Origin of the sequence: Haloimpatiens massiliensis, from assembly GCF_900184255.1 — a bacterium.
In the GTDB taxonomy this organism is placed as follows: domain Bacteria; phylum Bacillota; class Clostridia; order Clostridiales; family Clostridiaceae; genus Haloimpatiens; species Haloimpatiens massiliensis.
Genome location: NZ_LT854640.1, coordinates 1,524,054 through 1,549,341, shown reverse-complemented (window position 1 = coordinate 1,549,341; position 25,288 = coordinate 1,524,054). Strand labels below are relative to the sequence as shown.

Genomic DNA, 25,288 nt, shown 5'->3' with positions numbered 1-25,288 from the left:
CACACCAGCTATAGTATTTCTAATATGGATTTATTATACATTAGATTCTTTATTCCATAGTTGTCAAATACCACAGTGATTTTAATTCCACTATCAGTAACCTTTTTGCTTACTACTGTACCTACTCCAAAAGTAGAATGTCTAACTTTTCTTCCTTCCACTATCTCATTTTCACTAGCTTCCTTTCCTTCACCACTTGCACTCCATCCATTGTTATGTTCTTTCGATGAATGATTGGAAAATTGCTTAAAAGAATTTCTAAGGCTGTGAGGATTATTTCTAAGTCCTGTATCTACACTTTTTCTAGCCATCACTCTAGGATCATTATTTTGAAGATTTACTCTTTCCCTTAGCTTTAATGGTATTTCTGCTATAAAGTCGGATTCTTCATAACATACAGTTCTTCCAAATACCCTTCTACTTTCTGCTGATGTCATATATAGTTGTTCTTTAGCTCTTGTTATTCCAACATAACATAGTCTTCTAGATTCCTCCATTTCATTAAAATCATTTAATGAAGCCATGCCTGGAAACACTCCATTTTCCATGCCAACCATAAACACCACTGGAAATTCAAGGCCCTTAGCACTGTGTACTGTCATAAGCACAACGGAATCTGCTTCTTCATTAAAATTATCTATATCTGAAACTAGAGTAACTTGTTCTAAGAATGCAAATAAGCTTTTATCTTCTGAAGTATTCTCAAATTCTACTGCAGCAGAAACCAGTTCCTTTAAGTTTTCTATTCTAGCCTTATCTTCTATAGTATTAGTTTTTAGAAGAGAATCTAAATATCCTGTCTTATCTATTATTTCTTCTATAAGTTCTGAAACCATCATTTCATCCTTATTAGCTATAAAACTATTTACAAGGCTTGTAAATTTATTTATAGATGTTATATTTCTTGAACTTAATCCTGGTACATTTTCTACATCTAATATGACACTGTAAAGGCAATCATCTATAGCATTTGCAAAGTGTTGTACTTTATCCACTGTAGTGTCACCAATGGCTCTTTTAGGTACATTTATTATCCTCTTTAAACTTACATCATCCACAGGGTTGTTTATAAGTTTTAAATAAGCTAATATATCCTTTATTTCTTTTCTATCATAGAATTTTAATCCACCTATTATTCTATATGGTACAGCATTTTTTATAAATATATCCTCAAAAATACGAGATTGGGCATTGGTTCTATAAAGTATAGCAAAATCTTTAAAATTCTTATTCTTCTCTTTCTTTATATTCTTTATAGTTTTGCATACAAACATAGCTTCATCCATATCGGAATATGCTCTATATATATTTATCTTCTCTCCATTTTCCATTTCCGTCCTAAGTACTTTACTCTTTCTCTGAGCATTATTTCTTATGACTTCATTGGCAGCATTTAATATGTTAGCTTTAGATCTATAATTTTGCTCAAGCTTTACCACCTTAGCATCATCATAATCTTTTTCAAAGTCTAATATATTCCTTATATCTGCTCCTCTCCACTGGTAAATACATTGGTCATCATCCCCCACCACGCATATGTTTCTATGACCTGCTGCTAGTAATTTTACCAGTTCATACTGTGCTCTATTGGTATCTTGATATTCATCTACCATTATATATTTAAATTTTCTTTGGTAGAATTCTAAAACTTCCTTATGTTTTTTTAATAATTCTACAGTTTTAAAAATCAAATCATCAAAATCCAAAGCATTGTTACTTTTTAACTTCTTTTGATATAGCAAATATACATCTGCTATCTTATTTAATTTATAATTTCTTTCATTTTCTGCTTTAAACTTTTCAGCAGAAATTAAATTATTCTTTTGATCTGATATTTTTCCTAAAATTTCTCTGTCCGTTATATCCTTATCATTTATATTTAATTCTTTCATACACTCTTTCATAAGTACCTTCTGGTCTGATGTATCATATATGGCAAAATTCTTATTATAACCTATTTTATCTATCTCTCTTCTCAAAATCCTAACACAGCTAGAGTGAAATGTAGAAACCCACATGCTGTCCACCACATCTCCAACTAAAGCCTTTATTCTTTCCTTCATTTCCCCTGCAGCCTTATTAGTAAAAGTTATAGCTAATATGCTAGAAGGATATATATCTAAATCCTGAATCATATGAGCTATTCTATAGGTTAATACTCTCGTTTTACCTGAACCAGCCCCTGCTAGTATTAAAAGAGGGCCATTTATAGTACTAGCTGCTTCATACTGTTCTCTATTTAAAAGTTTTTTTAACTCCATCTGATACCTCCTGATTAAAAAGAACTTTGTTTATCTCATGTCTACTCACTGTACATTCCATCTAAAACTAAGAACTTTGTTTATATTATTATAATAGACATCTTTATATTATATCAAACATTATCAGTTTAAAATTAATAAAAGCACGATTTAATCCTAAAAAAATTTTTGGATATCCTCGTGCCTTACGTACAGGTGCTCCAACCTTTCTATTAAATACTTTTAACTTTAAGGTTTCCAATTCAACTTATCAAAAGCTAATTTATAACCATTACTTCCATAATTTAAGGATCTGTTTACCCTACTTATAGTAGCAGTACTTGCTCCTGTAGTTCCTGCAATATCTAAATAGGTTCTTCTCTCCATTAACATTTTTGCTACCTGCATTCTCTGTGCTAAGGCTTTTATTTCATTTATTGTACATATATCTTCAAAAAACCTATAGCACTCTTCTTTATTTTCTAACTTTAATATAGCGTCGAACAAAAAATCCATTTCCTCATTTTCTAATTTAGATATATACTCCCCACTCATATTGCTACTCACTCCCTATAATAATTCATACATATATTTTACCATTTTGTACGACTTTAATCTATTAAATTAATAAAAAATTCAAACCCTCCTAGAGAATTTGAACTTTCTTGTCATTTCATATGATATTTTATATAGTTTTTTGCTATATTATTACACATATTTTATAAATCTTACTTAATTAATATTTACCACATACATACTTACATTTAATACACAAAACAAAAACAGCCCTTGGGGCGGGGCTGTTTTGATGATAAATAAAAAGGGGGCTATTTATCTTTTCATTTATCCTTGCAATATTATTATATTAAAATAAAGACAAAAAAGCAATAGTGTTTGCAGATTTAATTGTAAACATTTTTAAAATTAAATGAAATCCTTCATTTTTTTACATATTTTATATATGGTTTTTACAACTTTTCAATATCTCTATCTCTTCTGCTGATAATTCTCGGTATTCACCTTCTTCTAAATTTTCATCTAAGATTAAACTACCAAAGGAAACCCTCTTTAAAAATACAACTTCTTTACCTCTAGCCTGAAACATTCTTTTTACTTGGTGAAACTTTCCTTCCTGTATAATTACATAAGACTCTGCACCATCCTCACTAGAATTTATTATTTCCAGCTCAGCGGGCATACACTTATATCCATCATCTATAACTATGCCTTTTTTAAAAGCATCCACATCCTTTTCATCTAAAGGCTTATTTATCTCTGCATAGTATTTTTTATTAACATGATATTTAGGAGATATAAGTTTATGATTTAACTCTCCATCATTAGTTAAAATCAATAATCCAACTGTATCTTTATCTAATCTTCCCACAGGAAAAGGATTAAAAATTTGATATTCTGGGTCAACTAAATCAATAACTGTTTCATCATATTTATCGAAAGTAGCAGACACCACCCCATCTGGCTTATTCATCATGAGATATATGTATTTTCTATACATTACTTCTTCACCATTTACAATAATTTTATTCTTTTCTGGATCTACTTTCATACCATTATCTTTTGCAACACTTCCATCTATTGACACAAGACCATTTTTTACAAGCGATTTTATTTCTTTTCTCGTTCCATACCCTAAATTAGATAGAACTTTATCCAATCTTTCCAATTTCGTTTCCCCCTTACCTTTTAGGAAAAAATAAAAGTCATAATTATATTATGGCTTTCATTTTTACATGTATTCATATTAAGAAATTTTAGCATTAAATTCTTTATAATTCAACCTTCTAAATACACTATTCTAAAGAGCACCCTTATAGTATTTCATAACTTTGTCTACATAACCTCTAGTTTCACGAGGTAACTTATATATTTCTTCTGGAGATGTAACACCTCTTCGTTTAACTCCATTAGGCCCTGCATTATATGCAGCCAAAGCCATCTCCTTACAATTTCCAAAGGACTCTAATAAACCTTTTAAATATTTTGTTCCTCCATCTACGTTTTGATCTATATCATAGGCATTTGCAACTCCTAAAGATGCAGCTGTGCCAGGCATAAGCTGCATAAGACCCATAGCTCCAGCAGAAGATTTAGACAATGGATTAAAAGAAGATTCTTGCATTATAACTGCCCTTATAAAACTTTCTTCCACCCCATATTTGACTGCAGCATTTTTTATTGCTTTATTAATTTTATCTGATGAATTTCCACTATTTATTTGGCTTCTCATTTCACTGTTTATTTCATTTCTTATTTGGCTAACTGTATTTTTCATTTCTTCACTCAATATGCTAGCACCTTCAGAACTATATACATTTTTGCTCTCTAGACTATTTCCTTGTGAAATAAAACTTTCATTTCCCTCTAAAGCTTTAGTCATACTTTCTAACATAACTGAAAATGCAGGAGAATCCTTTCCTATTTGACTACTAAAGCTATCCATAAACATTTTCATAAACAATAAATTTTGTGTATCTTCTATCTTCATAAAATCACCTCATATTCCTACTAATTATAGCCTTGAGCATAACTCTAAGGCCTTGATATCACTAGCCCCGTAGGGCTATTTTTTTTTAATCACTCAAATATATATCATAGGATTTCCTCACATTTTTGTCGAATTATACTATATTACCACACATAATATAAAAACAATAAGGAGGAAACCTCTATGTACCAACGTCAAGAAATCTTTAACATAATTGAACTTTTTACTTCTCAAAAGCTTATCAATTTTTATACAAAAATCTTTGATAATCTTGATTTATCTCCATTACCCGATAGGGTTCCTTCTAAATATGGCCCTACTGGATTTTCACGCCATGCTCTTTTTAGAGCTTTCATCGTCATGAAATGTGAGAAGTTTGCCCAAATTACTGATCTTAAAGATTTTTTAGAAAATAATTTAATTATAGCCCAACTTTGTGGTTTTAACATTCTTAAATCTTTACCTTCATACTGGGTTTTTCAGAGATTTATTAAAAATTTATCTAACTCTTATCTTAAAGAAATCATGAAAAATCAAGTTAATGTTCTTAAGGAGTTAGGTTTTATTGATAACAATTTTGTATCTGTTGATGCCACTCCTGTTAAAGCTAATACTAAATTTAATAATCCCAAATCTTTTTCAAGTAACAAGTTTTCTAAAAAGAATCCTCCATCTTCTGATAAAGATTGTAAACTAGGAGTTCATACTGCTAATAACTCCTTGAATGTTCAAGTTTCAGAGGATAAACCCAATAAATCAAAGAAAAATTATGAATTTTACTGGGGATACAAAAATCATGTTATTTGTGATGCTATATCGGGTCTTCCTATTGCTGAATTTACTACAACTGCCGATATCAATGAAATTTCTAATTTTATAGAAATTCTTACTGCTACAAATGAATGGTTTTCACTAAAAGACAGTTACATTATTGCTGATAAAGGCTATGATTCAAAGCAAAATCATGATTTTATTCGTAACACCCTTAAAGGGCTTGCTTTCATTGCCTTAAATAAGCGTGGCACTAAGAAAAATAGTTTAACATCTACAGGTAATGTTATATGCAATGGCGGTTTAGCCATGCATAAAGATGGCAAACAATACTTTGATTCCTATATTAAGCAAAAATTCTGTTGTCCTTATAGAAAATCAAAAGATGATTCATTATGTCCATGTAAGCATAAAAAATATTTTAATGGTAAGAAAAACAGAGGTTGTGTAAAATACATAAGCATTGGAACTGATTATAGAGCTTCTATCAATCGTGATTCTATATTTTTCAAGAAAATATATAGCTTAAGAACTGAATCTGAAAGATACAATTCAAGATGGAAAAATCTCAATACTGAACAAGCTCATGTTAGAAATATTAACTCTGTTACTAATCTAAATACTATTGGACACATTTGCCTTTTAACCGTTGCACTTGCTGCTATAAAATCTGATTGTATAGATAAATCCAAATCCCTATCGGGATTTAAAAGAACAGCTTAATCAAAATACATTTTTTAACATTGTTTTTTACTATGGGAGTAGTCTGCCCTTTTTGCTTTTTTTATTATTAATCTCTACTTCAAATTCTTCTCAACAAGCTCCGCTCAAGAAAATTTGGAACTATTTTACTTTAATCATTTGATTTTTTATCAATTATGCTCATCTCTATACTAATTATATATTCGAACGATAACTTCTATAACTTAATACGAAAATTATACATACACATCCACTTCATCCGATTTTTCCATCTTATGTTGATCTTTAGGTTCCTCTACTAAAAACTGAAAACTATCATAATCCTCATAAGCCTGCTTTTTATATCTGCTTTTTGAAAGTACTAATATCTTGTATATACCCTGTGAAAAGGGAATAAAACTATAATACTCTTTTCTATTATATCTTTGGACTCTTTTCCATTCTCCCTTTTCCATTAAATAAAATTCGTATACCACATCTCTTCCGCCTTCACTACTAACAGAAAAAGTTACACATTCATTTACTTTAAAAGATAATCTACTACTTTTTAATTTTGTGTTAGTTACTGGGAAACAATCATTAACACATACTCTAACGGATTTTTTACAATCATATTCCTCAGTGCTCTTTATATTTTTTGCATACATATCTAACTGATAAATGCCCTTGCATCTTGGCAGCATTTTATACAATTTACTATATATATAATCCGTTTCCTCAACAGGATGCCCATTTATCTTTAATGCATACTTAATCATAGTATCCTTTGTTTCTGGACATACTACTTCTAATTTTATTTCATCCCCTACCATATAAAATTCTCTAGGATCCATAAGTACATAATCTATATTAGCTGGTAAGTAATCTTTTACTTCCATATGAATTACTTCATGAGTGTCATATTCTCTTCTAGAATATTTGTCCTTAACCATTACTTCTAATTCATAAATACCACATTCCTCTGGAGTGAAATTCACCCAATTACAGCTTCCATAATTTATTTTTTCAACTTCCCTATCACCTTTTCTTACAATAAAACTATATTTAAGTTCTATTCCACCTGAAGCTTCTATCTGTACATTCATAACTTGCTTTTTTAAATAAGCATTTCTCTTTTCATAAATTACATCTTCTATTTTAACGTCTTCCGCACTTATTTCATCTATATTGAATTCCAAGCCCTCCTTGCTCTCATACTCCCCTTCAAAGACTTCATCTTTCACATATAGTACTACATTATAATTTCCTATTTCTTCTGGTTTCCATATATACTTATTACTTTTAATATATCCTGAATCTTTATTCTCTGGACCCTCTATATTAAATCTATATAATAAATTTTCTCCGCCTTTAACTATAGCTTTAAGCTCTATATCTGTACCACATATTTGAGGTGAGCTTAAATCTGTAGTAAAAGCTTGTATCTTAACTTTTTCATATTGTTTAACTTTATAAAGTATAATAGCTCTATCATCAAATTCTTTTGTGGAGTACATATCCTTAGCAAGACATAGAAGTTTAAATTCCCCACCTTCATTTTCTACATAAGACACATTTCTTTTAGTAGAATAATCTTGAATGCATTTTACACTTCCATCTGAATATATTTTTACAAATTTATATAGGATCATCCTGCTATCTTCATAAGAAGCGTTTACTTGAAATAATATTTCTTTTCCCTTTAATAAATTTTTAGTTAAGCACTTAAAGTCGGTTATTTCAAGCTTTCTTATATCTCTTACTTTAAAAGACACAGTTTGGAAATCATCACAACTATTATCTGAATCTAAATTTTTGCATTCCACTAAAACCTGCTGTATACCAGGCTTTAAAACAGTCCAATTTAATGTATTTTCTGGTGAATACTCTTTTATTAATTCCCATTTATCCTCTTCTCTAACCCAATATCTATACATTAAAGGAATTTTAGTTCCTTCCACAGTAATAGTTATTTTATCTCCTAAGTTTACATCTTCCTTATTTATATATAACCCATTTATTAACCTTTCTCTATCTTCACCTATAATGTACTCTATTTTACTTACATAATCAAAACTACTTCTACTATCCTGTTTTTTAGCTTGTACCATTATTATATATTTACCATCCTCTTCTGGGCACCATAAAATATTATTATCACTTTCAAAATCTCTTAATGTTTTCCATGTACCATCTCTACCTATAAGAAACTTATAAAGTAAATTTTCCTCTTCTGCCCCTTCTACTGTAACTAATATATCCTTTTGCTTATCTTGAGGACTTTCTAAACTACACCTAATATTTATTTCGTTCATAATCAATCCCCCATCATACCACCAATTATTAAATATGCCTAATTTACAGTGTTTACCCATATTATGTATATAAATATATTATACTATATTTATTTATTTTGTAACAATAATTTTAATATGGTATATTGTTATATTCAATTTTTGTGCTATAAACCCTTCAAATTTTAGGAATATTGTAGTTTATTTTTTTAACAAATTTTGCGTTTTTATCTACTATTTTAATAGCTTCTTTTAGAATAATGTTTTTGTAATTGACAATACTATATTTAAAAGCATGGAGAGTGATGATATGATTAAGGATTTTGAAAATTACAATCCTGACTATACCTATAAAAAGAAAAACATAGATATTCAAATTTCTAAGCTTGGTTATAATATAATGGAGAGAACTAACAATGCTCTACTATACCCTGAAGGCATTAAGGATGAAATAGATATGCCTGAATTTAAATAAGGTACATGAAAATAAATAACAAGTCAAAGATGCTGGTATATTTTGTGTCAGACAAGGAAGCAGGTTCCGCCGCTAGTAGAACTATCGGTGGAACCTGCTGACGCAGTATGACGCAAAATAGACTAGCATACTGACTTGTTATTTATTTGAATGTGCCTAAGGTGGAGTAACTACTCCACCTTATACACCTCTTATGTACTTAACATTTTTCTTTCCGTACCTTTTGTATGCTGCTATATACCTTTTGAATTCTACATTATATCTTGTCAAGCATAGCAGCTCCTATAATTCCAGCACTATTTCCCAAAGTAGCTTTTCTTATAGTACAAAGAGGAGTATCTTTATATAACTTGATTTTATTTATCTCACTTACTAATTTATCTATAAACAAATCACACCCTGCAGACACCCCACCGCCTATTACAACTGAATCTAAATCTAAAATATTTATTGCATTATTTATACCAATAGCCAAATATTTTATAAATCTGTTTAGTACCTCTAAAGCAACTAAATCACCTTTTCTAGCCGCATCAAAAACTATTTTTGCATCTATATTATGTAATTCTCCATTTACACTATCAGTGATAATAGTTTCTCTACCTTCTTCAATTAGTTTTATGGCATATTTAATTATAGCCGTTGCAGAAGTAAATGTTTCTAGACATCCATTATTTCCACAGGAGCAATTATAAAAATTTTCTCCAACAATGGTGTGACCTAATTCCATGGCAGCTCCATTTATTCCCCTGTATATCTTTCCATTTAATACAGCTCCACTGCCTACACCAGTTCCTAAAGTTACTAAAAGTGTTATTTTACTATTTTTTGAGCTTCCAAATAAATATTCAGCACCAGCGGCCACATTTGCATCATTATCAATAAGCACTTTTTTACCAAATTCCTTTTCTAATATGCTACCTAAATGTACATTTTCCCAGCCTAAGTTTACACACCTTCCGACTATACCCCTTTTGTAATCTATATTTCCTGGAACCCCCAAACCTATTAATTCTATTTCATCAATTGATGCATTTTTTGCTTTAATAAGCTCTTTTATAATTTGTATTATGCCATTACAAATTATATCTCCATTCTCATCTTTTCCTTTTATTGTCTTTAAATTTTTTTGTAAAATTATATTACCCTTCTCATCTACTATACCACCCTTAATACTAGTTCCACCTAAATCAATACCTATGCGCATATAATCATCCCCTATTTTTTTATTTATATATAAAATCACCTCAGCATTATTTATCCGAGGTGATTGCCTTTATATTTAAATTTTTAAAATCAATGCACTCACTAAAAATCCAATTAATCCAGCTCCACCTGCTATTAATATGAATTTCATATCTTTTTCTGTAGCATCCAAATCTTCTTTAACTCTCTTAAGCTGATCTTGAGTACCAATAGTTCTAGCCTTTTGATACCCCATGCTATTTCTTCCTCCTATGCTACCAGTTAAAGATAATCCTCCTAGTGCCATAATTACTCCAGATGTCCAAAATAAAATAGTACTGTAATTCCCCATATTTCTTTTATTTGTAAACCAACATATCAAGGCAGCTACTATCAAGTTTATAGCCGCCAATAGGCTTGTCCACTTTATGTATTTTTTAACCACATATGACATTTATACAACCCCCTAGTAGTAAATTATGATTATGTTAATTATACCATATACTACTATCGTAGGTAAATTATATAAACATTATATATTGCCCTATTTCAAACAAACATAAAAACCACATCATACCTAACTAATCTCTACAACAATACTAACCCACCGTTAAGTCTTCATGCTTTTGCTCACATACGGGAAGGTTTAAATTATACTTTACGGAGATTATTCGTACAGTAAATGTTACAATAAAACCTATATAAATTGAAGCTTCTTTGGATATATACTTATAACATAGATAAAAAGCTAAAGCTCCTAAAATAGATGCCACAGCATATATTTCTTTTCTGAAAACTACCGGTATATGCTGAACACTTACATCCCTAAGTATGCCTCCGCCAATACCAGTAAATAATCCTGTTGATACTACTATAAATACCCCATTTACTCCATGCAAAAATGCTGCATTACCTCCAATTACAGTAAATATGCCAAGCCCTATAGCATCTGATATTAATATTATATTTTTAAGCTTGTTCATATCTTTATGAAGATGAAAAGTTATTACAGCAGTACCTATGCTTATTAAGCAATACTTTGGATCTTGGAAAGCCGCTGGAGGTATTGTGCCTATAACTATATCTCTAAATATTCCTCCACCTACAGCTGTTACCATAGCCAAAAAAGATACTCCAAAAATATCAAGTTTTTTTTGAACTCCTAATAAAGCTCCCGAAATAGCAAAAGCAATAGTACCTAATATTTCGAAAAAATTCATCAATATCATAATACTACTGGTTCTAAAAACATGTACAAATGTACTCATATTAGATAATTCGCACTTATCACACCTTATGGTGGCTTAAAGCCTTGGATGTACCAGTACATTTATTTAATACAAAGTAATTTGCATTAAATAAATCTCCTACAACCGTATTTTAAAATTTTACAATGAAAGAATTATTTAACCCTCATTTCTGATAAAATGCATGCTCTATTTTCATAGGATACATACATTTGTAATTAAATATTCCTTTATATTATAATATACCCTCTTTGAAATCTTTTATTCGCTATATTATAAAATTTTAAAATACGACTGTTTTTGTAAATTATCTAATGCACATTTGTAATATTTTTAGAATGTTCACATAAGTTCGTTACTCCTATGCAGTTCTTTTATGAACTTCTTATACTTTCATATAAGCACAGACTATATCACAATCCTGATCATTTAGGATCCTCCCCATTTCCCCTCACTTGAAGGTACGAGATTACTCTCTAGTCGTTGAGCCTTTTCCTTTTCGGAACTTGGTTGCTGATTACCCATTGTCACAGTGTTTAGGATTTAACCTTGCACTATCTACATTATTTTTTCTACTTTCATCACCTTCACGCTTAGACTTATTTCATTCTTACGTTGTGGTTAATGTAGCTTTAGGGACTTCCAGCACTTAAAGGAGTTTTGGATGCTTTTTTAAACACCACTCTACACTCTTTACGAATGTAGGGAGCTTTTTAATAAAATATATACATTTAACTATGATTGTCTATATATGTTTATATTTTATACAACTATTAGTTGCTCCTTTAACGTATTAGTTTGTCACAATGATTTTATCACATAATCCTCATGGTATCTAGAGTTTTTATAAATAAATCAGATGTAATCTATTGCAGATAGTGATTTCTCTATTAAAAACTTTAAATTTTCATAAAGCCTTTTGTCATCTTCTTTACTTCTTTTTTTAGCATTGCTAGTTTTTCCGCCAGCTCTTCTGACCTTAGATGAAATATGTCTTTCAAATAAAAGTTTATCGATATTATCATCATTATATATATACCCTTTAGGTCCAATGGCATAGGCCCTCTTAGATAATGCCATTGTTGCCACTCCAAAATCTTGAGTTACAACTATATCTCCCTTTTTAGCTTCATTAGCTAACTTCATATCAACACTTTGAAAACCACTATCTGCATATATAATCTTACTATAACTACTATCAATAACATGATTCAAGTCACAAAACATAATTACTTCTATACCATTTTCTTCAGCAGCTCTCTCTATAACATCTCTTCCTGGACAAGCATCTGCATCTACTAAAATTTTCATATAAATACCTCGTTTTTAAATTTATTATACACCTAATGAGAATATATTGTGAAGCAAGTACCATAAGAAAAATCTGTCTTTAAGTCCACAATAAATATATTTTATTAGACTGTTCGCAGTACGCCAAGAAATTCTAATGTTTTCAAATTTCAATTCCCTAAAGCTTTCAAACTCGCTTCTAACGGCGCTCAAACATGAAAGCTTCTTAACGGGTATTGAAATTTGAAAACAAAGAATTTCTAAGGCTAGCTCAATAGTCTAAAAAAATATATTTATTGTTACCTTAAAGACAGATTTTTCGGTTCATACGTACATTATTTATGGGGGGAGACGGCCTACTAAAGGATGATTTTCCTCCACTACGTTACGGAAAATCTTTAATTTATAAAATAAATAAAAGTGCTCCCATAATCTTTTTTAGGCGTAGCCTTTCGTTTAATCTACAATATTAGTTACTAATATTATTTTGATTAATTGTGAGATAGAATTATTAACTTTGATTATATACTAGTGAATAATTGATTATGAAAATACAATAATAGGTAAGAGTTAATATAATATATTTTGCCGTGAGGCAATAGTTTGTATAAATCATAGCTTTAATATTTAGGATGGCTGTCGACAATACAAGATTTTTAAAGGCTTAAAAGAAAAAGCTATAATTATGCCATTAATGGAATAATTATAGCTTTTATTATCAGATTATTATAGTTATATATTTTTTATTAAATTAAGATTTTCTGTAGCATAGCGGAAGAAAATTATCATTTAGTAGGCTTCTCCTCCCAAACCACATACATATTAAACTAAAAATCTCATTTTAATGTAGTAATAAATGTGGAATTGGGGACTATTGAACTAGCCTTAGAACTTCTTATGTCTCACAGTTAAAGAACCGTTAAGAAGCTTTCATGTTTGAACGAGGAACGAGTGAGTTTGAAAGCTTTAGGGTCTTTAACTGTGGGACATTTAGAAGTTCTTGGCGTATTGTGAACAGTCCCAAATTACACATTTATTACGGAATTAAAATCAGATTTTTCTTCAATGTATTGCTTCACAATATTCTTATTTAAAGTCTTTTCTCTAGTTCTTCTTTCATATCTTCATAGCCTGGTTTACCAAGAAGAGCAAACATATTTTTCTTGTATGCCTCAACTCCTGGTTGATTGAATGGATTTACTCCTAATAAATATCCACTTATGGCACAAGCTTTTTCAAAGAAATATACCATATATCCAAAATAGTATGGTGTTAATTCTGGTACATTTAAAACTATATTAGGAACTCCTCCATCATTATGAGCGAGTAATGTTCCTCTAAATGCTTGCTTATTTACATAATCCATATGTTTTCCTGCAAGGAAATTTAGTCCATCTAAATCCTCTTCAATAGCTTTAATTTGAATATTTTTTCTTGGATTTTCTACATTTATAACAGTTTCAAATAAGTTTCTTAGTCCATCTTGAATGTATTGTCCCATAGAATGAAGATCTGTTGAAAAATCTGCTGCTGCTGGGAATATTCCTTTTCCATCTTTTCCTTCACTTTCCCCATATAATTGTTTCCACCATTCACCAAAGTAATGAACTGCTGGCTCATAATTTATCATCATTTCTACTTTTTTACCCTTATTATATAAGGCATTTCTTGCAGCTGCATACTTATAACACTCGTTGTCATTTATGTCATCTGTAATGTACTTTTCTTTTGCATCTCTAGCTCCTGTAAGCATTTCATCTATATCTATTCCAGCTACTGCTATTGGTAAAAGCCCAACTGCTGTTAAAACAGAAAATCTTCCTCCTACATCATCAGGAACTACAAAAGTTTCATATCCTTCATTATCTGCTAAAGTTTTAAGTGCTCCTTTTTTCTTATCTGTAGTTGCAAATATTCTTTCTTTAGCTCCAGTTTTTCCATATTTCTTTTCTAAAAGCTCTTTAAATATTCTAAAGGCTATAGCTGGCTCTGTAGTAGTACCTGATTTTGATATTACATTAACTGAAATGTCCATGTTTTCTACAGTTTCTAACAAATCTGCCATGTATGTAGAACTTATATTATTACCTACATAAAATATTAACGGATTCTTTCTCTTTTCTTTAGTTAGTGAATTACTAAATGTATGGCTTAACATTTCTATAGCTGCTCTTGCACCTAAATATGATCCACCTATACCTATAACTATTAATGCTTCTGAATTACTTCTTATTTTTGATGCAGCTTTTTTTATTCTTTGAAATTCTTCTTTATCGTAGTTTTGTGGCAATTCTACCCATCCTAAAAAATCACTTCCTTCACCTGTACCCTTATGAAGCATTTGGTGAGCAGCTGTTACCATTGGCTGTAAATTCATTATTTCCTGTTCTTTTAAATAAGGACTTGTTTTACTTAAATCTAATTTTAATCCCTTTATCATGTTTTGGCCTCCTGTAAACTGTTTAATTTATTAAACTATTTAATATTTAACTAAATCTTTACACACAATTTTAAATTTCACATCATGTTAACTAGTAGCGAGACAATGGACGGTGGCTTCGTGAAAGTTTTTATATTTAGTTTTGCACTTTAAATTATTTATAATTTTCAGCTAGAGCAAAACTCCCTCTAAAACAAAACTCTTTATATATAAAAATTTTAGTTTATATATAAAAATAAATCAAGCTATGTAAACCTTTGTATAATGTATTTTTGAATTATTTTTCCCATTAGTTAAAATTCAATACACAAATTCATAAAAATGATTAAACAACAAAAAGGTACAATGCGGTGGAATTATGAAATTTCTCCTCCATGACTTGCATAAAAGCTCGGAACAATAAATTTAATTTAAGAAATTCTAATCTTTTAGCCATATAAAATTATCTAACACTCACATTCAGCGTCCTGCCTCAGGTTCGCTAGCCTGACGTCCTTGCCAGGCTTACGATAATTTTATCTGTCTAAAAGAAGAATTTCTAAAATTAAATTTAAACAGTTCATTTGCTTCTTATGCAAGTCATTCCAGAGAAATTTCATAATTCAAGTAATGTAATACCTTTTGTGAGATAATCATAAAAATAAATTATTGTAAAATACATGGAAGTTGAATATAGAACAAAAGCCATGCATGGATTAGAGAATAAATCTCCTTATATGCATAGCCTTTTATTTATAAATCTACTTTTTATAGCAATCTTTTTCTGGTGCATTTATATGAATTTTTATTTCATATTAACATAGCTTTTATTTAATGTGGAACAAGTTCTTTATCCAAGCTATAAATCCACCTTTTTCTTTTTTATCTTCTTTTTTAACCTCTTCTTTTTTCTCTGGAAGCTTGATTTCATCTGTTTTCATTACAAACTTAACTTTTCCTTCCATACCCTCTGTAACTCCTGTAAAGCTTTCATATTCATTAGATAACTCTACTATATTGTCTTTTATATCTATTAGTTTTTCTACATCTGGTGTCTTTCCTTTTATTTGGGAATATAATTTATTTATACCTTCATCGTTAAATTTCTTCATACCAGCAGATAATGTATCTAATCCATCATATAATTGATTAGAACCATCTGCCAATTGTTGTACTCCATTAGATAACTGTGGTAAAGCATTTATTAAACTTCTAGCTTGCTCCACATTCTTTTGTTCTAATGCACTTTGCATTACTTCTAATATTTTTTCACTATCTTTTAAATCTCTCTGCATACTCTTTAATTTGCTTATTAGTTCTGGTGAATTTTTAATTTGATTGATTTGCTCTGCAGTTAAGCTCTTCTCTATTTTATTTATTATTGGCTTAGCTGTTTCTATGTCCTTTTGTAAATTATCTATCTTATCTATAGTACCTTTTAAACCACCATTGGCATTCATTGCATTCATTGCCAATTTAATATTTTTTATGTTATCCTCATTAGTCTTTAGATCAGTCTGCATAGATGATAACATTGGTTCCAGTTCTTTAATATAAGCTAAAGTTTCAGGATTTAATGCCTTTTGAGCTGCTTCTATGGCCTTTTTATTTTCATCTTTATTAAGTTCAGCACTAAATTCCATTACTTTTGGCATTAAACCATAAACATATTTAACATTTTCCTCTACACCTTGTACTAATGGAGTTATTCCTTGAATCTCCTTAAACATTCCATTAGCTTTAGGCATTACAGTGGAAGTTACATAATTCATGCTATCTGAAAGTCCTGGTAATAATGACTTTATATCTTTAAAATTTGCTTGTAATCCAGTCAATGTTGTTAAACTATCAGATATATTTTTCATTTCAGCTGATGAATTAATCATTCCTTTACGCATAGAAATAGAAGCTTCTATAAGAGTTATTAGATGTTTCTTTTCTTCAGGGCTTAAAGAAGTATTAGCCATAACGTCGCCTTTTAATTTATTTACATTATCTACATTTTGCAGGAATTCTGTAGTTTCTATGAATTGCGCTGATCCTGCACTTTGTGCATCTAAAAACTTTTTCATACTAGCCAAGTCTATTTTAGATAATTCAGAACTAGCCCCTACTATTCCTGCTACTTTATCCTTCTGTCCAATAAGTCCCATAATAGGTTTCAATTTCTCAGATTTTAAAACAGTTGCTAAATCATCTGCATCCTTTGCCATTTTTAAAATAGCATCTTTATTTAAGGCTAATTTTATAAGTGGGTCTATTTTTGAAATATCAATACCTCCGTAAAGTTTAGATGCATCAGTTGCTAGTTTTACTAAATTATCTGAGTACTGTAAAACACCCATCAAAGGTTGAAGTTTTTCTGCATCTACTTTAGATAATTTATCCGCATCACTCATAAGCTTATCCATATTATTTAAGTTTTGCTCTTTCATTAATTCCTTAACACTTGGAAGCTGCATTATAGAATTAATATTTAAAGCCTTATAGTCCTTCATAGATTTATCTAGTAATTGTTGAATCGTAGGATTTCCAAATACCTCTGCTAAATCTAGTAATGATGTATCTAAATCTTTCGCAAAGAAAGCATGATTTATAAGTTTTCTTTCTTTTTCTACATTCTTTTGGGATTTTATAAGAGCAATTTTATCCTGCTCCTTACCCATCATGCCTTTCACACCACTTACCTTATCATTAGCCTTATTAAGTCCATCTTTTAACTTTTGGCTGCCATCTTTTAATTTAAAGCTGCCATCTTCTAGTTGTGTGCTTGCATCTTTTAGTTTATCTAATCCTTCAAAAAGTTCATCCAAGTTTTTAGCGTCGCTAAATTCCTTAACTTCTGGAATCTTAGGTGTTGCTGTCATCATAATAGGTCCCATCTCAAAATTCTTCACTTCTGATGTTATTTCTAAGCTGCCTTTTAAATCTATTAGGTCTTCTACATCTTTATTTATACTTAGGCTTTCTTTTAATCCTGGTAAGGCTATAAAAGTTATAACTTGATTGTTTCCATCAGAAACAACCTCTCCGCTATTTACCTTTACATCTGAAAACTTATCCATTGGCAAATTAACTATAGTAGCAGTGGTGAAAGGAGTATATATTTTTCTTTCCTCACCCTTTACATTTACAGTTTTATATGCTTTGTTTTCATAGCTTACTTTTATTTTTATTTTTCCTGACTTTCCTACTATATCTTTTGGATTAACTACCTGTCCATCTAATTCATATTTTATAGAAACCTTTATTGGAAGCTCCTTATCTGTCTTTCCTTGATAAAATATATCCTTTTTATCCGTATTCCAAGTAAGTTTATCCCCTTCTATATCAGGTTTTTCTTCACCCTTTACATTTTTTATATCTTTTAAAGTTGTCTTATCTTCTATATTTCCGTTCACATCATCTCTGTGTAACCAGTCACTTACTATCTTTTCTTTAACTTCTCCTTCTACCCCTAAAGTTACATATACGGATTCGTCTTTTTGAATTAAGTCCTTTGCATAAACAGCATTAGAACTTAGAATTGTTCCTATCATAACTAAACTTATAACTTTTTTTGACATACTTTTTTTCAATATGATCCCCTCTTTTCCTCTATAATTTAAGCTATTTTTTCGTTTAACTTTGTTTCTTTGGTATTTTTCCATCCTCTAGTTGTGGCATTTATAAATTTCTCACAAACTATCAATATTGATGGAAGTATAAATAATATTACTCCCATACTTATAAGTGCTCCTCTTGCAATCATTCCACATAATGTTTTTATTAAATCCATGTTGGATACTATTCCAACACTAGCTGTAGCAGCAAAGAAGGTAAGTCCACTAGTTACTATAGATTTTGCCGTTCCCTTAACAGTTATCTTTCCTGCTTCAAATCTATCATATCCATTTCTTATTTCTTCTCTAAATCTAGTAGTCATTAATATTGCATAATCTACTGTAGCTCCAAGTTGTATACAACCTATTACAATAGATGCTATAAAAGGTATTGTAGTTCCTGTATAGAATGGTATTCCCATATTTATAAATATAGCTAATTCTATAGCTGAAACTAATAAAATAGGGATTGATATAGACTTAAATATTATTAATATTATGGCAAATATAGCTGCTATGGATACTACACTTACATGTTTAAAGTCCTTATCTGCAATTTCTATCAAATCCTTGGTAAGTGGTCCTTCCCCTGCTACCATTGCCCCTTTATCATAACTCTTAACTATTTTATTAACTTCATCTATTTGAGCATTTTCTTCATCTCTTGCTGCCTTATATTTTGAATTTGCTAATATTAAATTATATCCACCTTGTTTGAATATATCTCTTATATCTTTTGGTATAAAGCTCTCTGGTATTGATGAACCTATAAATTTATCATAGGAAAGAACTTTTTCTATACCATCTACTTTTTCAAGTTTATCTACCATTTCTTTAACTTTATAACCTTCTAGTTTATCATTTACTAATATAAAGTGAGTAGTGGTCATATTATATTCTTTTTTAAGTTTGTTTGTAGCCACTATAGATTCCATATCTTTTGGAAGAGATTCGTCTAAATTATAATAAACCTTTGTGTGGTTATTTCCATACACTGCTGGTATGAACAATAAAAGAAATAGTGCTATAAATGCCTTATATTTCTTCGTAACTAAATTAGCTACTTTATCAAACTCTGGTAAAATAGTCTTATGGCTAAATCTATGAATTGGTTTATCAAATATCAATATAAGCGCTGGTAAAACAGTTACTGTAGAAATTACTCCCAGCACAACTCCCTTAGCCATTACAATTCCTATATCTTTACCCAATGCTAGGGTCATAACACATAGCGCTAAAAATCCTGCTATAGTTGTAAGTGAACTTCCTGTTATAGAAACTATAGTGTTTGATATGGCATCTGCCATAGCCTCATTTTTATCATCTAATTTTTCTCTTTCTTCATCGTATCTATGAAGTAAGAATATAGAATAGTCCATAGTAACTCCAAGTTGTAATACTGCTGCTAGTGCTTTCGTAACATAAGATATTTGTCCAAAGAATATATTAGTTCCAAAATTATAAAGTATAGCTATACCTATAGCCAATAGAAATATAAATGGTATAATTACTGATTTCATGGTAAGACTAAGTACTATTACTGAAAATACAACTGCTAGTAAAACATAAAATGGAGTTTCTTTATCTGCTAAATCCTTTGTATCCTTAACTATAGCTGACATACCACTTAAAAAACATTGCTTATTTGTTAATTTTCTTATGTCAGTTATAGCTTGTTGCGTATTTTCTGAAGATGGTGATTCATTAAACTTAATAATAAGCATTGTAGAATTACCACTATAAAAAGACTTTCTAGCTTCATCTGGTAGTATTTCCTTTGGGATAGTAGTATCTAAAACATCATCTACCCATATTACTTTATTTACTCCCTCTACCTTGGATACTTTTTCTTTAATCTTTACTATATCCTTAGGTTCCATGTCTTCAATTATAAGCATAGAAGTAGCTGCGTCTGAATACTTCTTATCTAATATTTCTTGTCCTTTCATGGAATCTAAGTTTTGAGGTAAATAAGTTAGCAAGTCATAATTTATCCTTGTAGATATCATTCCGTAGAGAGCAGGGAACATAAGTAATATAGATATAACAACTACTAAAATCCTGTTTTTTGCTATAAACCTCCCAAACTTTTTCATTATTTCATCTCCTTTTTAAATTTATCCGATAGCTATCTACCGTAATATTTCCATTTTTATGAAAGTTGGCAATAGATAAATCATCTCCTATTAATTGCTCAGTTCTTAATATATGACCTATAGTCATTTAATACACTTATTATTATATTCCAAAATGACTATTAGTCAATATATATATTAAAAATTTTTTGTGAATATTTTATTTACAATTCATACTTTTTTTAAAATTAATGTAATTACACATAAATCTACATATTAAATATAATAAATTAGTTTTCTTATACACAAAAATATATCTAAAATATAAAAAATAAGACTCCATTGGTATAATAATTTTCCAATGAAATCTTATGCACTTAAATAAAAACTAGTATTTTAATTAAAATGATTATCCCACAAAAGGTACAATGTGGTGGAATTATGAAATTTCATAATTCAAGTAATGTAATACTTTTTGTGGGATAATCGTTTTATTGTTTTTTCACTTTTTCTTAGTTGCTTTATTTTATTTATTATCTTGAGTTATTCCAAGTACAATAGGAGTTGATTTATAACCTATACCCATACGGTCAATACCCATATCAATTAATTTTAGAAAATGTTCCCTAGTTCTAATAGCTCCAGAACCTTTTATCTTACAACGACCCTTTGTTACACCCATAATTAATTCTATAACCTCTGGTGCAGCACCTTTGTTTTCATGTCCAGTTAAAAATCCTGTAGAAGTCTTTACAAAATCAGCTCCAGTGGATATAACAACTTCTGTAGCTTTTTTTATTTCCTCTTCAGTTAATGCATCTGTTTCTAATATTACTTTAACGGCAGTTTTGTATTTATGACATTCATTAACTACTGCCTCAATATCTTCTTTTACTTTATCCCAACGTCCACTTTTAATCCATCCAAAATTTGAAACTATATCTAATTCCTCTACTCCTTTTTCACAACATACTTTCGCCTGTAATACCTTAGATTCTGTTGTAGAAGTTCCAAAAGGGAAATCACAAACTACGCATATACCTGTATCTGTTCCATTAGTCATTTCCTTTGCAATGTCTAATGATGAAGGATTAATACAAACGGTTCTACATTTAAAGTTAATGGCATCCTGTATATGTTTTTTTATCTCATTTTGTGTAAACTCTGGCTTCAATACTGAATGATCAATATATCTTGCCAATTCCTCTACAGTCATTTCAATAGCCTTTTTTTTCGGTTTCATTATAGTAATCATACCTACTTAAATATTTAATATTAGATATTTAACATTATTATAGGTATCCTCCTTGATTTATATTATATAGTAGTTTTAATACATTGTAAATATATTTTTGTAGTTAAGCTACTTTTTAAAACAGAAAACATGTTTACTATTATGTTGAAATACTACACTATAACACCTTATTACCCGTTGATTTTGTAGTTTTACTACGTTATAATAATTCCATTGAAATTGCTTATATTTTTTACTCATATCCAGTTCACATGAATATTTTTACTTGATACTAAAAATATAATTATTATTTTAACCATCTCATGTTATTTTTATAAACTAGTGTAAAATAAGGACGTGATTTATATGATTAGTAATAACTCTTATGAATATATAATAAAAACTATGTATAATAAACTAAGCAAATCCGAAAAAAAAGTTGCAGATTATGTTTTAAGAAACGGATATTATGTTTCAAGTATTCCATTAGCTAAACTTGCAAAAGAAGCAGAAGTAAGCGAACCTAGCGTTGTGAGGTTTACAAAGCGATTGGGATTTAAAGGATATAGTGATTTTAAGCTAAATATAATGAAAGATTGGGGTAAAAAAACCCTAGATACTGATAACTCTGATTTATTAATAGATCCTCATATTGATAAAAATGATAAAATAGAAGAAATACCTAGCAAAATGATAAATATTACCATAAAAGCCCTTGAAGATACACTACAAATATTAGATACAGATAGTTATAAAAATGCTGTAGATTCAATTGTTAAAGCTGATATAATCGATATATATGGTGTTGGCAACTCTGGTAGCATTGCTAATGACCTAATGAATAAGCTTTTACGTATTGGATTAAATTGTAGAGCTTTTGGGGATAACCATTTACAACAAATAAGCGCTATTCATCTAACAAAAAAAGATCTAGCCATTGCTATTTCTCATTCAGGTAGTACAAAAGATGTAGTTGATACCCTAAAAATAGCAAAAGAATCTGGTGCAAAAACTATTGCTATATCTAATTATAAAGCCTCTGAAATATCAAAATATGCTGATATTGAACTATTTACTGGAGATTTTGAAACTACTTTCTATAGTGAAACAATGGTATCTCGTATTTCACAATTGGCAATAGTTGATATGTTATACATGGGAATTCTGCAAAGTAATTATTCAAAGTATACTAAACGCTTAGATAAAGTTAACTTATTAGTTGAGAAAAAAAATTATTGAATTCAAAAACACCCCAAATGTTAGTATAATATGTCTAACATTTGGGGTGTACTTCAGTTTAAATAAGCACTTTTGTTACAAATTCTATTTTTTCTTTATTTTGCTCTACCAGATGTGTAAGCATACTTAAGCTCTACACCATTACCAAATAATGGGCTCATTAATTTCTTAACATATTTATATCTATAAGTATTTCTTCTTGAATAAATTGTTGGAGCTATAGCTGCATCTTCAACTAACAATATTCTTTCTGCTTCTTTATATGATTCTATTCTTTCTTTTACATCTAAAGTACTCATAGCTTTTTTTATAAGTTCGTCGTATTTCTTATTTGACCATCCTGTCTTACACATACCTGAGCCTGTTATCCATATATCAAAGAATGTGTTAGGGTCATTATAGTCTCCTTGCCATCCCATTATAGCCATTTCATATTGCATTTCATCTGTTCTCTTTTGGAATATTGGCCACTCTACATATTCTGCCTTTATATTTACTCCTAAAGTTTTCTTATACATTTGTTGTACATATTCTGCAAGTGTTCTAAAATATTGATCTGTTCCTGATAATAATATAGTAATAGTTACCTTTGATGGATCCTCATTCATTCCAAGCTCTTTTAATCCTTTAACAAGTAATGCTTTTGCATCTGGATTTTCCTTAACCATAGCCTTAACTGGTTCTTCTCCTACAGTTTCTCTAAAATCTTTACCGCTAATTTGAACTGTTGGAGGGCACCATCCATAAGATGGTTCATGTCTACCATGAGTTATAACATTAGCATAATCTTCTCTTGTAAATCCTAATGAAAATGCTTTTCTAACATTTAAATTGCTAAATAATTTTTCTTTTTGATTAAAACCTACATACCACGATATTGGTAAGAAACCTTTTATATTTTCAAATTTTTTTGTAGCATCAAACTTCTTAATCCATTCTGGTTTTGAAACTCCCATAGTGTCTATTTCTCCAGTATAAAGTGAATTATATGAAGCATTTTCATCTTTTATAATCTTAAAGTTAACTTTTTCAAGTTTAACTTTATCTTTATCCCAGTATTTATTATTTTTTTCAAGAACCATTTTATTATTATGAGTCCACTCTTTTAACACAAATGGTCCACAATATACTTCTATTGTATTGCTATCAGTACCATATTTATCTCCATGTTTTTTTATTATATCTTCTCTTTGAGGTAAAAATAATTTAAAATAGGTTAAATCCAAGAAATAAGGACATGGCTGTTTTAACGTGAATTCTAAAGTTTTATCATCTACTGCTTTTACTCCTACTGAATCCTTTGGCCCCTTACCTGAATTATATTCATCAGCTCCCTCAATTGGAGATAATAAAAAAGCATAATTAGAACCAGTTTTAGGATCTAGTGTTCTCTTTATAGAATACTCAAAATCCTTTGCAGTAACTGGTTTTCCATCAGACCATTTATAATCTCTTAAATGGAAAGTCCATTTAGTTCCTTCTTCATTATGTTCCCATTTCTCTGCCCCAGCTGCCTTTATAACATCTTTTCCCTCATCATCTTGTTCAATTCTAGTTAGCCCCTCATATACTTCTGAGAATATCTGTGACGAAATAGTATCGCTAGATCTTGCCACATCTAATGATTTTGGTTCTGCCCCTAAATTTAAGTTCATGTATTGATCTTTATCCATCTTCTCCTCTTTAGAAGTATCCTTTTTACCTTCCTCTTTATTTCCACACCCAGCAACTGCTGTAGAAAATATAAGTGATACCCCTAAAGTTAATGCTAATAATTTTTTGGTTTTCAATTTAAAGCCCCCTTTTAATTGATAAATAAAAAATAATTTAAGCATATAATTATAATTTATTACATATTTGTAAAATAAATTCCTTTCGTAAATTCTAACATTAATTTTCTAAAAATTCAATCTTTTACAGCAATTTTTTACCCTTAACCTAAAAAAACCTGGATAATCCAGGTTTTTTAGGTTAAGGGTTACACTTACTACAAGGACCATACCCTTTACTTATTGCTTCAGATTTTTTTA

17 protein-coding genes are annotated in these 25,288 nt (G+C 29.7%); 3 read left to right on the top strand and 14 right to left on the bottom strand.

Annotation, left to right across the window (positions count from 1 at the left end):
• Positions 1-8: 8 nt before the first annotated feature.
• From pcrA to C1715_RS20105, 4 genes are all read right to left on the bottom strand, one after another.
• Entirely contained in the window at positions 9-2,261 is a 2,253-nt protein-coding gene (pcrA, locus tag C1715_RS15475) for a DNA helicase PcrA (protein WP_102401293.1), read from the bottom strand.
• Positions 2,262-2,489: 228 nt separating this feature from the next.
• Complete coding sequence (locus C1715_RS15470) at positions 2,490-2,795, bottom strand: YerC/YecD family TrpR-related protein (RefSeq protein ID WP_102401292.1); 306 nt, start codon at positions 2,793-2,795, stop codon at positions 2,490-2,492.
• A 400-nt stretch (positions 2,796-3,195) separates the two neighbouring features.
• Positions 3,196-3,924: a pseudouridine synthase gene (locus tag C1715_RS15465; RefSeq protein ID WP_102401291.1), complete on the bottom strand. Its 729-nt coding sequence runs from the start codon at positions 3,922-3,924 to the stop codon at positions 3,196-3,198.
• Between the two features lie 132 nt (positions 3,925-4,056).
• Positions 4,057-4,746 (bottom strand): lytic transglycosylase domain-containing protein, encoded by a 690-nt coding sequence (locus C1715_RS20105; RefSeq protein WP_102401290.1) that lies wholly within the window; start codon positions 4,744-4,746, stop codon positions 4,057-4,059.
• A gap of 183 nt (positions 4,747-4,929) precedes the next feature.
• On the opposite strand from C1715_RS20105, the gene C1715_RS15455 reads away from it, so the two are divergent.
• Positions 4,930-6,240 carry a transposase gene (locus C1715_RS15455; protein ID WP_102400621.1) on the top strand — a complete coding sequence of 437 codons (1,311 nt, stop codon included), beginning with the start codon at positions 4,930-4,932 and terminating at the stop codon, positions 6,238-6,240.
• A 215-nt stretch (positions 6,241-6,455) separates the two neighbouring features.
• Here the strand turns inward: C1715_RS15455 and C1715_RS15450 are convergent, their stop codons facing one another.
• Positions 6,456-8,513: a triple tyrosine motif-containing protein gene (locus C1715_RS15450; protein WP_102401289.1), complete on the bottom strand. Its 2,058-nt coding sequence runs from the start codon at positions 8,511-8,513 to the stop codon at positions 6,456-6,458.
• 289 nt (positions 8,514-8,802) lie between these two features.
• Between C1715_RS15450 and C1715_RS19535 the strand changes: the two genes are divergently transcribed.
• Positions 8,803-8,967 (top strand): hypothetical protein, encoded by a 165-nt coding sequence (locus C1715_RS19535; protein WP_171011318.1) that lies wholly within the window; start codon positions 8,803-8,805, stop codon positions 8,965-8,967.
• Between the two features lie 256 nt (positions 8,968-9,223).
• Here C1715_RS19535 and C1715_RS15445 read toward each other — a convergent pair whose 3' ends face one another.
• The 8 genes from C1715_RS15445 to deoC form a co-directional block, all read right to left on the bottom strand.
• A complete protein-coding gene (locus C1715_RS15445) occupies positions 9,224-10,174 on the bottom strand; it encodes an ROK family protein (protein ID WP_102401288.1) in 951 nt (316 codons plus the stop codon).
• A 75-nt stretch (positions 10,175-10,249) separates the two neighbouring features.
• The gene (locus tag C1715_RS15440) at positions 10,250-10,606 is read right to left on the bottom strand and encodes a hypothetical protein (RefSeq protein WP_102401287.1); all 357 of its coding nucleotides are present in this window, start codon (positions 10,604-10,606) and stop codon (positions 10,250-10,252) included.
• A 145-nt stretch (positions 10,607-10,751) separates the two neighbouring features.
• Entirely contained in the window at positions 10,752-11,420 is a 669-nt protein-coding gene (locus C1715_RS15435; protein ID WP_242971975.1) for a trimeric intracellular cation channel family protein, read from the bottom strand.
• Between the two features lie 834 nt (positions 11,421-12,254).
• Positions 12,255-12,710 (bottom strand): YaiI/YqxD family protein, encoded by a 456-nt coding sequence (locus C1715_RS15430; protein ID WP_102401286.1) that lies wholly within the window; start codon positions 12,708-12,710, stop codon positions 12,255-12,257.
• 1,069 nt (positions 12,711-13,779) lie between these two features.
• Positions 13,780-15,129 carry a glucose-6-phosphate isomerase gene (locus C1715_RS15425; protein ID WP_102401285.1) on the bottom strand — a complete coding sequence of 450 codons (1,350 nt, stop codon included), beginning with the start codon at positions 15,127-15,129 and terminating at the stop codon, positions 13,780-13,782.
• Between the two features lie 806 nt (positions 15,130-15,935).
• The gene (locus tag C1715_RS15420; protein WP_180964112.1) at positions 15,936-18,674 is read right to left on the bottom strand and encodes a hypothetical protein; all 2,739 of its coding nucleotides are present in this window, start codon (positions 18,672-18,674) and stop codon (positions 15,936-15,938) included.
• A gap of 38 nt (positions 18,675-18,712) precedes the next feature.
• Positions 18,713-20,806: an efflux RND transporter permease subunit gene (locus C1715_RS15415; protein ID WP_102401283.1), complete on the bottom strand. Its 2,094-nt coding sequence runs from the start codon at positions 20,804-20,806 to the stop codon at positions 18,713-18,715.
• Positions 20,807-21,311: 505 nt separating this feature from the next.
• Complete coding sequence (deoC, locus tag C1715_RS15410) at positions 21,312-22,028, bottom strand: deoxyribose-phosphate aldolase (RefSeq protein WP_102401282.1); 717 nt, start codon at positions 22,026-22,028, stop codon at positions 21,312-21,314.
• Between the two features lie 357 nt (positions 22,029-22,385).
• On the opposite strand from deoC, the gene C1715_RS15405 reads away from it, so the two are divergent.
• Positions 22,386-23,258 carry a MurR/RpiR family transcriptional regulator gene (locus C1715_RS15405; protein ID WP_102401281.1) on the top strand — a complete coding sequence of 291 codons (873 nt, stop codon included), beginning with the start codon at positions 22,386-22,388 and terminating at the stop codon, positions 23,256-23,258.
• 95 nt (positions 23,259-23,353) lie between these two features.
• Here C1715_RS15405 and C1715_RS15400 read toward each other — a convergent pair whose 3' ends face one another.
• On the bottom strand, positions 23,354-25,048 hold the full coding sequence (locus C1715_RS15400) for a peptide ABC transporter substrate-binding protein (protein ID WP_102401280.1): 1,695 nt from the start codon (positions 25,046-25,048) through the stop codon (positions 23,354-23,356).
• Positions 25,049-25,288 lie beyond the last annotated feature (240 nt).

Bases quoted from the DNA above. Each gene is read 5' to 3' on its own strand.
- C1715_RS15420 (WP_180964112.1), bottom strand. From the start codon at position 18,674: ATGTCAAAAAAAGTTATAAGTTTAGTTATGATAGGAACAATTCTAAGT.
- C1715_RS15455 (WP_102400621.1), top strand. From the start codon at position 4,930: ATGTACCAACGTCAAGAAATCTTTAACATAATTGAACTTTTTACTTCT.
- deoC (WP_102401282.1), bottom strand. From the start codon at position 22,028: ATGAAACCGAAAAAAAAGGCTATTGAAATGACTGTAGAGGAATTGGCA.
- C1715_RS15435 (WP_242971975.1), bottom strand. From the start codon at position 11,420: ATGAGTACATTTGTACATGTTTTTAGAACCAGTAGTATTATGATATTG.
- pcrA (WP_102401293.1), bottom strand. From the start codon at position 2,261: ATGGAGTTAAAAAAACTTTTAAATAGAGAACAGTATGAAGCAGCTAGT.
- C1715_RS15440 (WP_102401287.1), bottom strand. From the start codon at position 10,606: ATGTCATATGTGGTTAAAAAATACATAAAGTGGACAAGCCTATTGGCG.
- C1715_RS15445 (WP_102401288.1), bottom strand. From the start codon at position 10,174: ATGCGCATAGGTATTGATTTAGGTGGAACTAGTATTAAGGGTGGTATA.
- C1715_RS15415 (WP_102401283.1), bottom strand. From the start codon at position 20,806: ATGAAAAAGTTTGGGAGGTTTATAGCAAAAAACAGGATTTTAGTAGTT.
- C1715_RS19535 (WP_171011318.1), top strand. From the start codon at position 8,803: ATGATTAAGGATTTTGAAAATTACAATCCTGACTATACCTATAAAAAG.
- C1715_RS20105 (WP_102401290.1), bottom strand. From the start codon at position 4,746: ATGAAGATAGAAGATACACAAAATTTATTGTTTATGAAAATGTTTATG.
- C1715_RS15405 (WP_102401281.1), top strand. From the start codon at position 22,386: ATGATTAGTAATAACTCTTATGAATATATAATAAAAACTATGTATAAT.
- C1715_RS15425 (WP_102401285.1), bottom strand. From the start codon at position 15,129: ATGATAAAGGGATTAAAATTAGATTTAAGTAAAACAAGTCCTTATTTA.
- C1715_RS15450 (WP_102401289.1), bottom strand. From the start codon at position 8,513: ATGAACGAAATAAATATTAGGTGTAGTTTAGAAAGTCCTCAAGATAAG.
- C1715_RS15470 (WP_102401292.1), bottom strand. From the start codon at position 2,795: ATGAGTGGGGAGTATATATCTAAATTAGAAAATGAGGAAATGGATTTT.
- C1715_RS15430 (WP_102401286.1), bottom strand. From the start codon at position 12,710: ATGAAAATTTTAGTAGATGCAGATGCTTGTCCAGGAAGAGATGTTATA.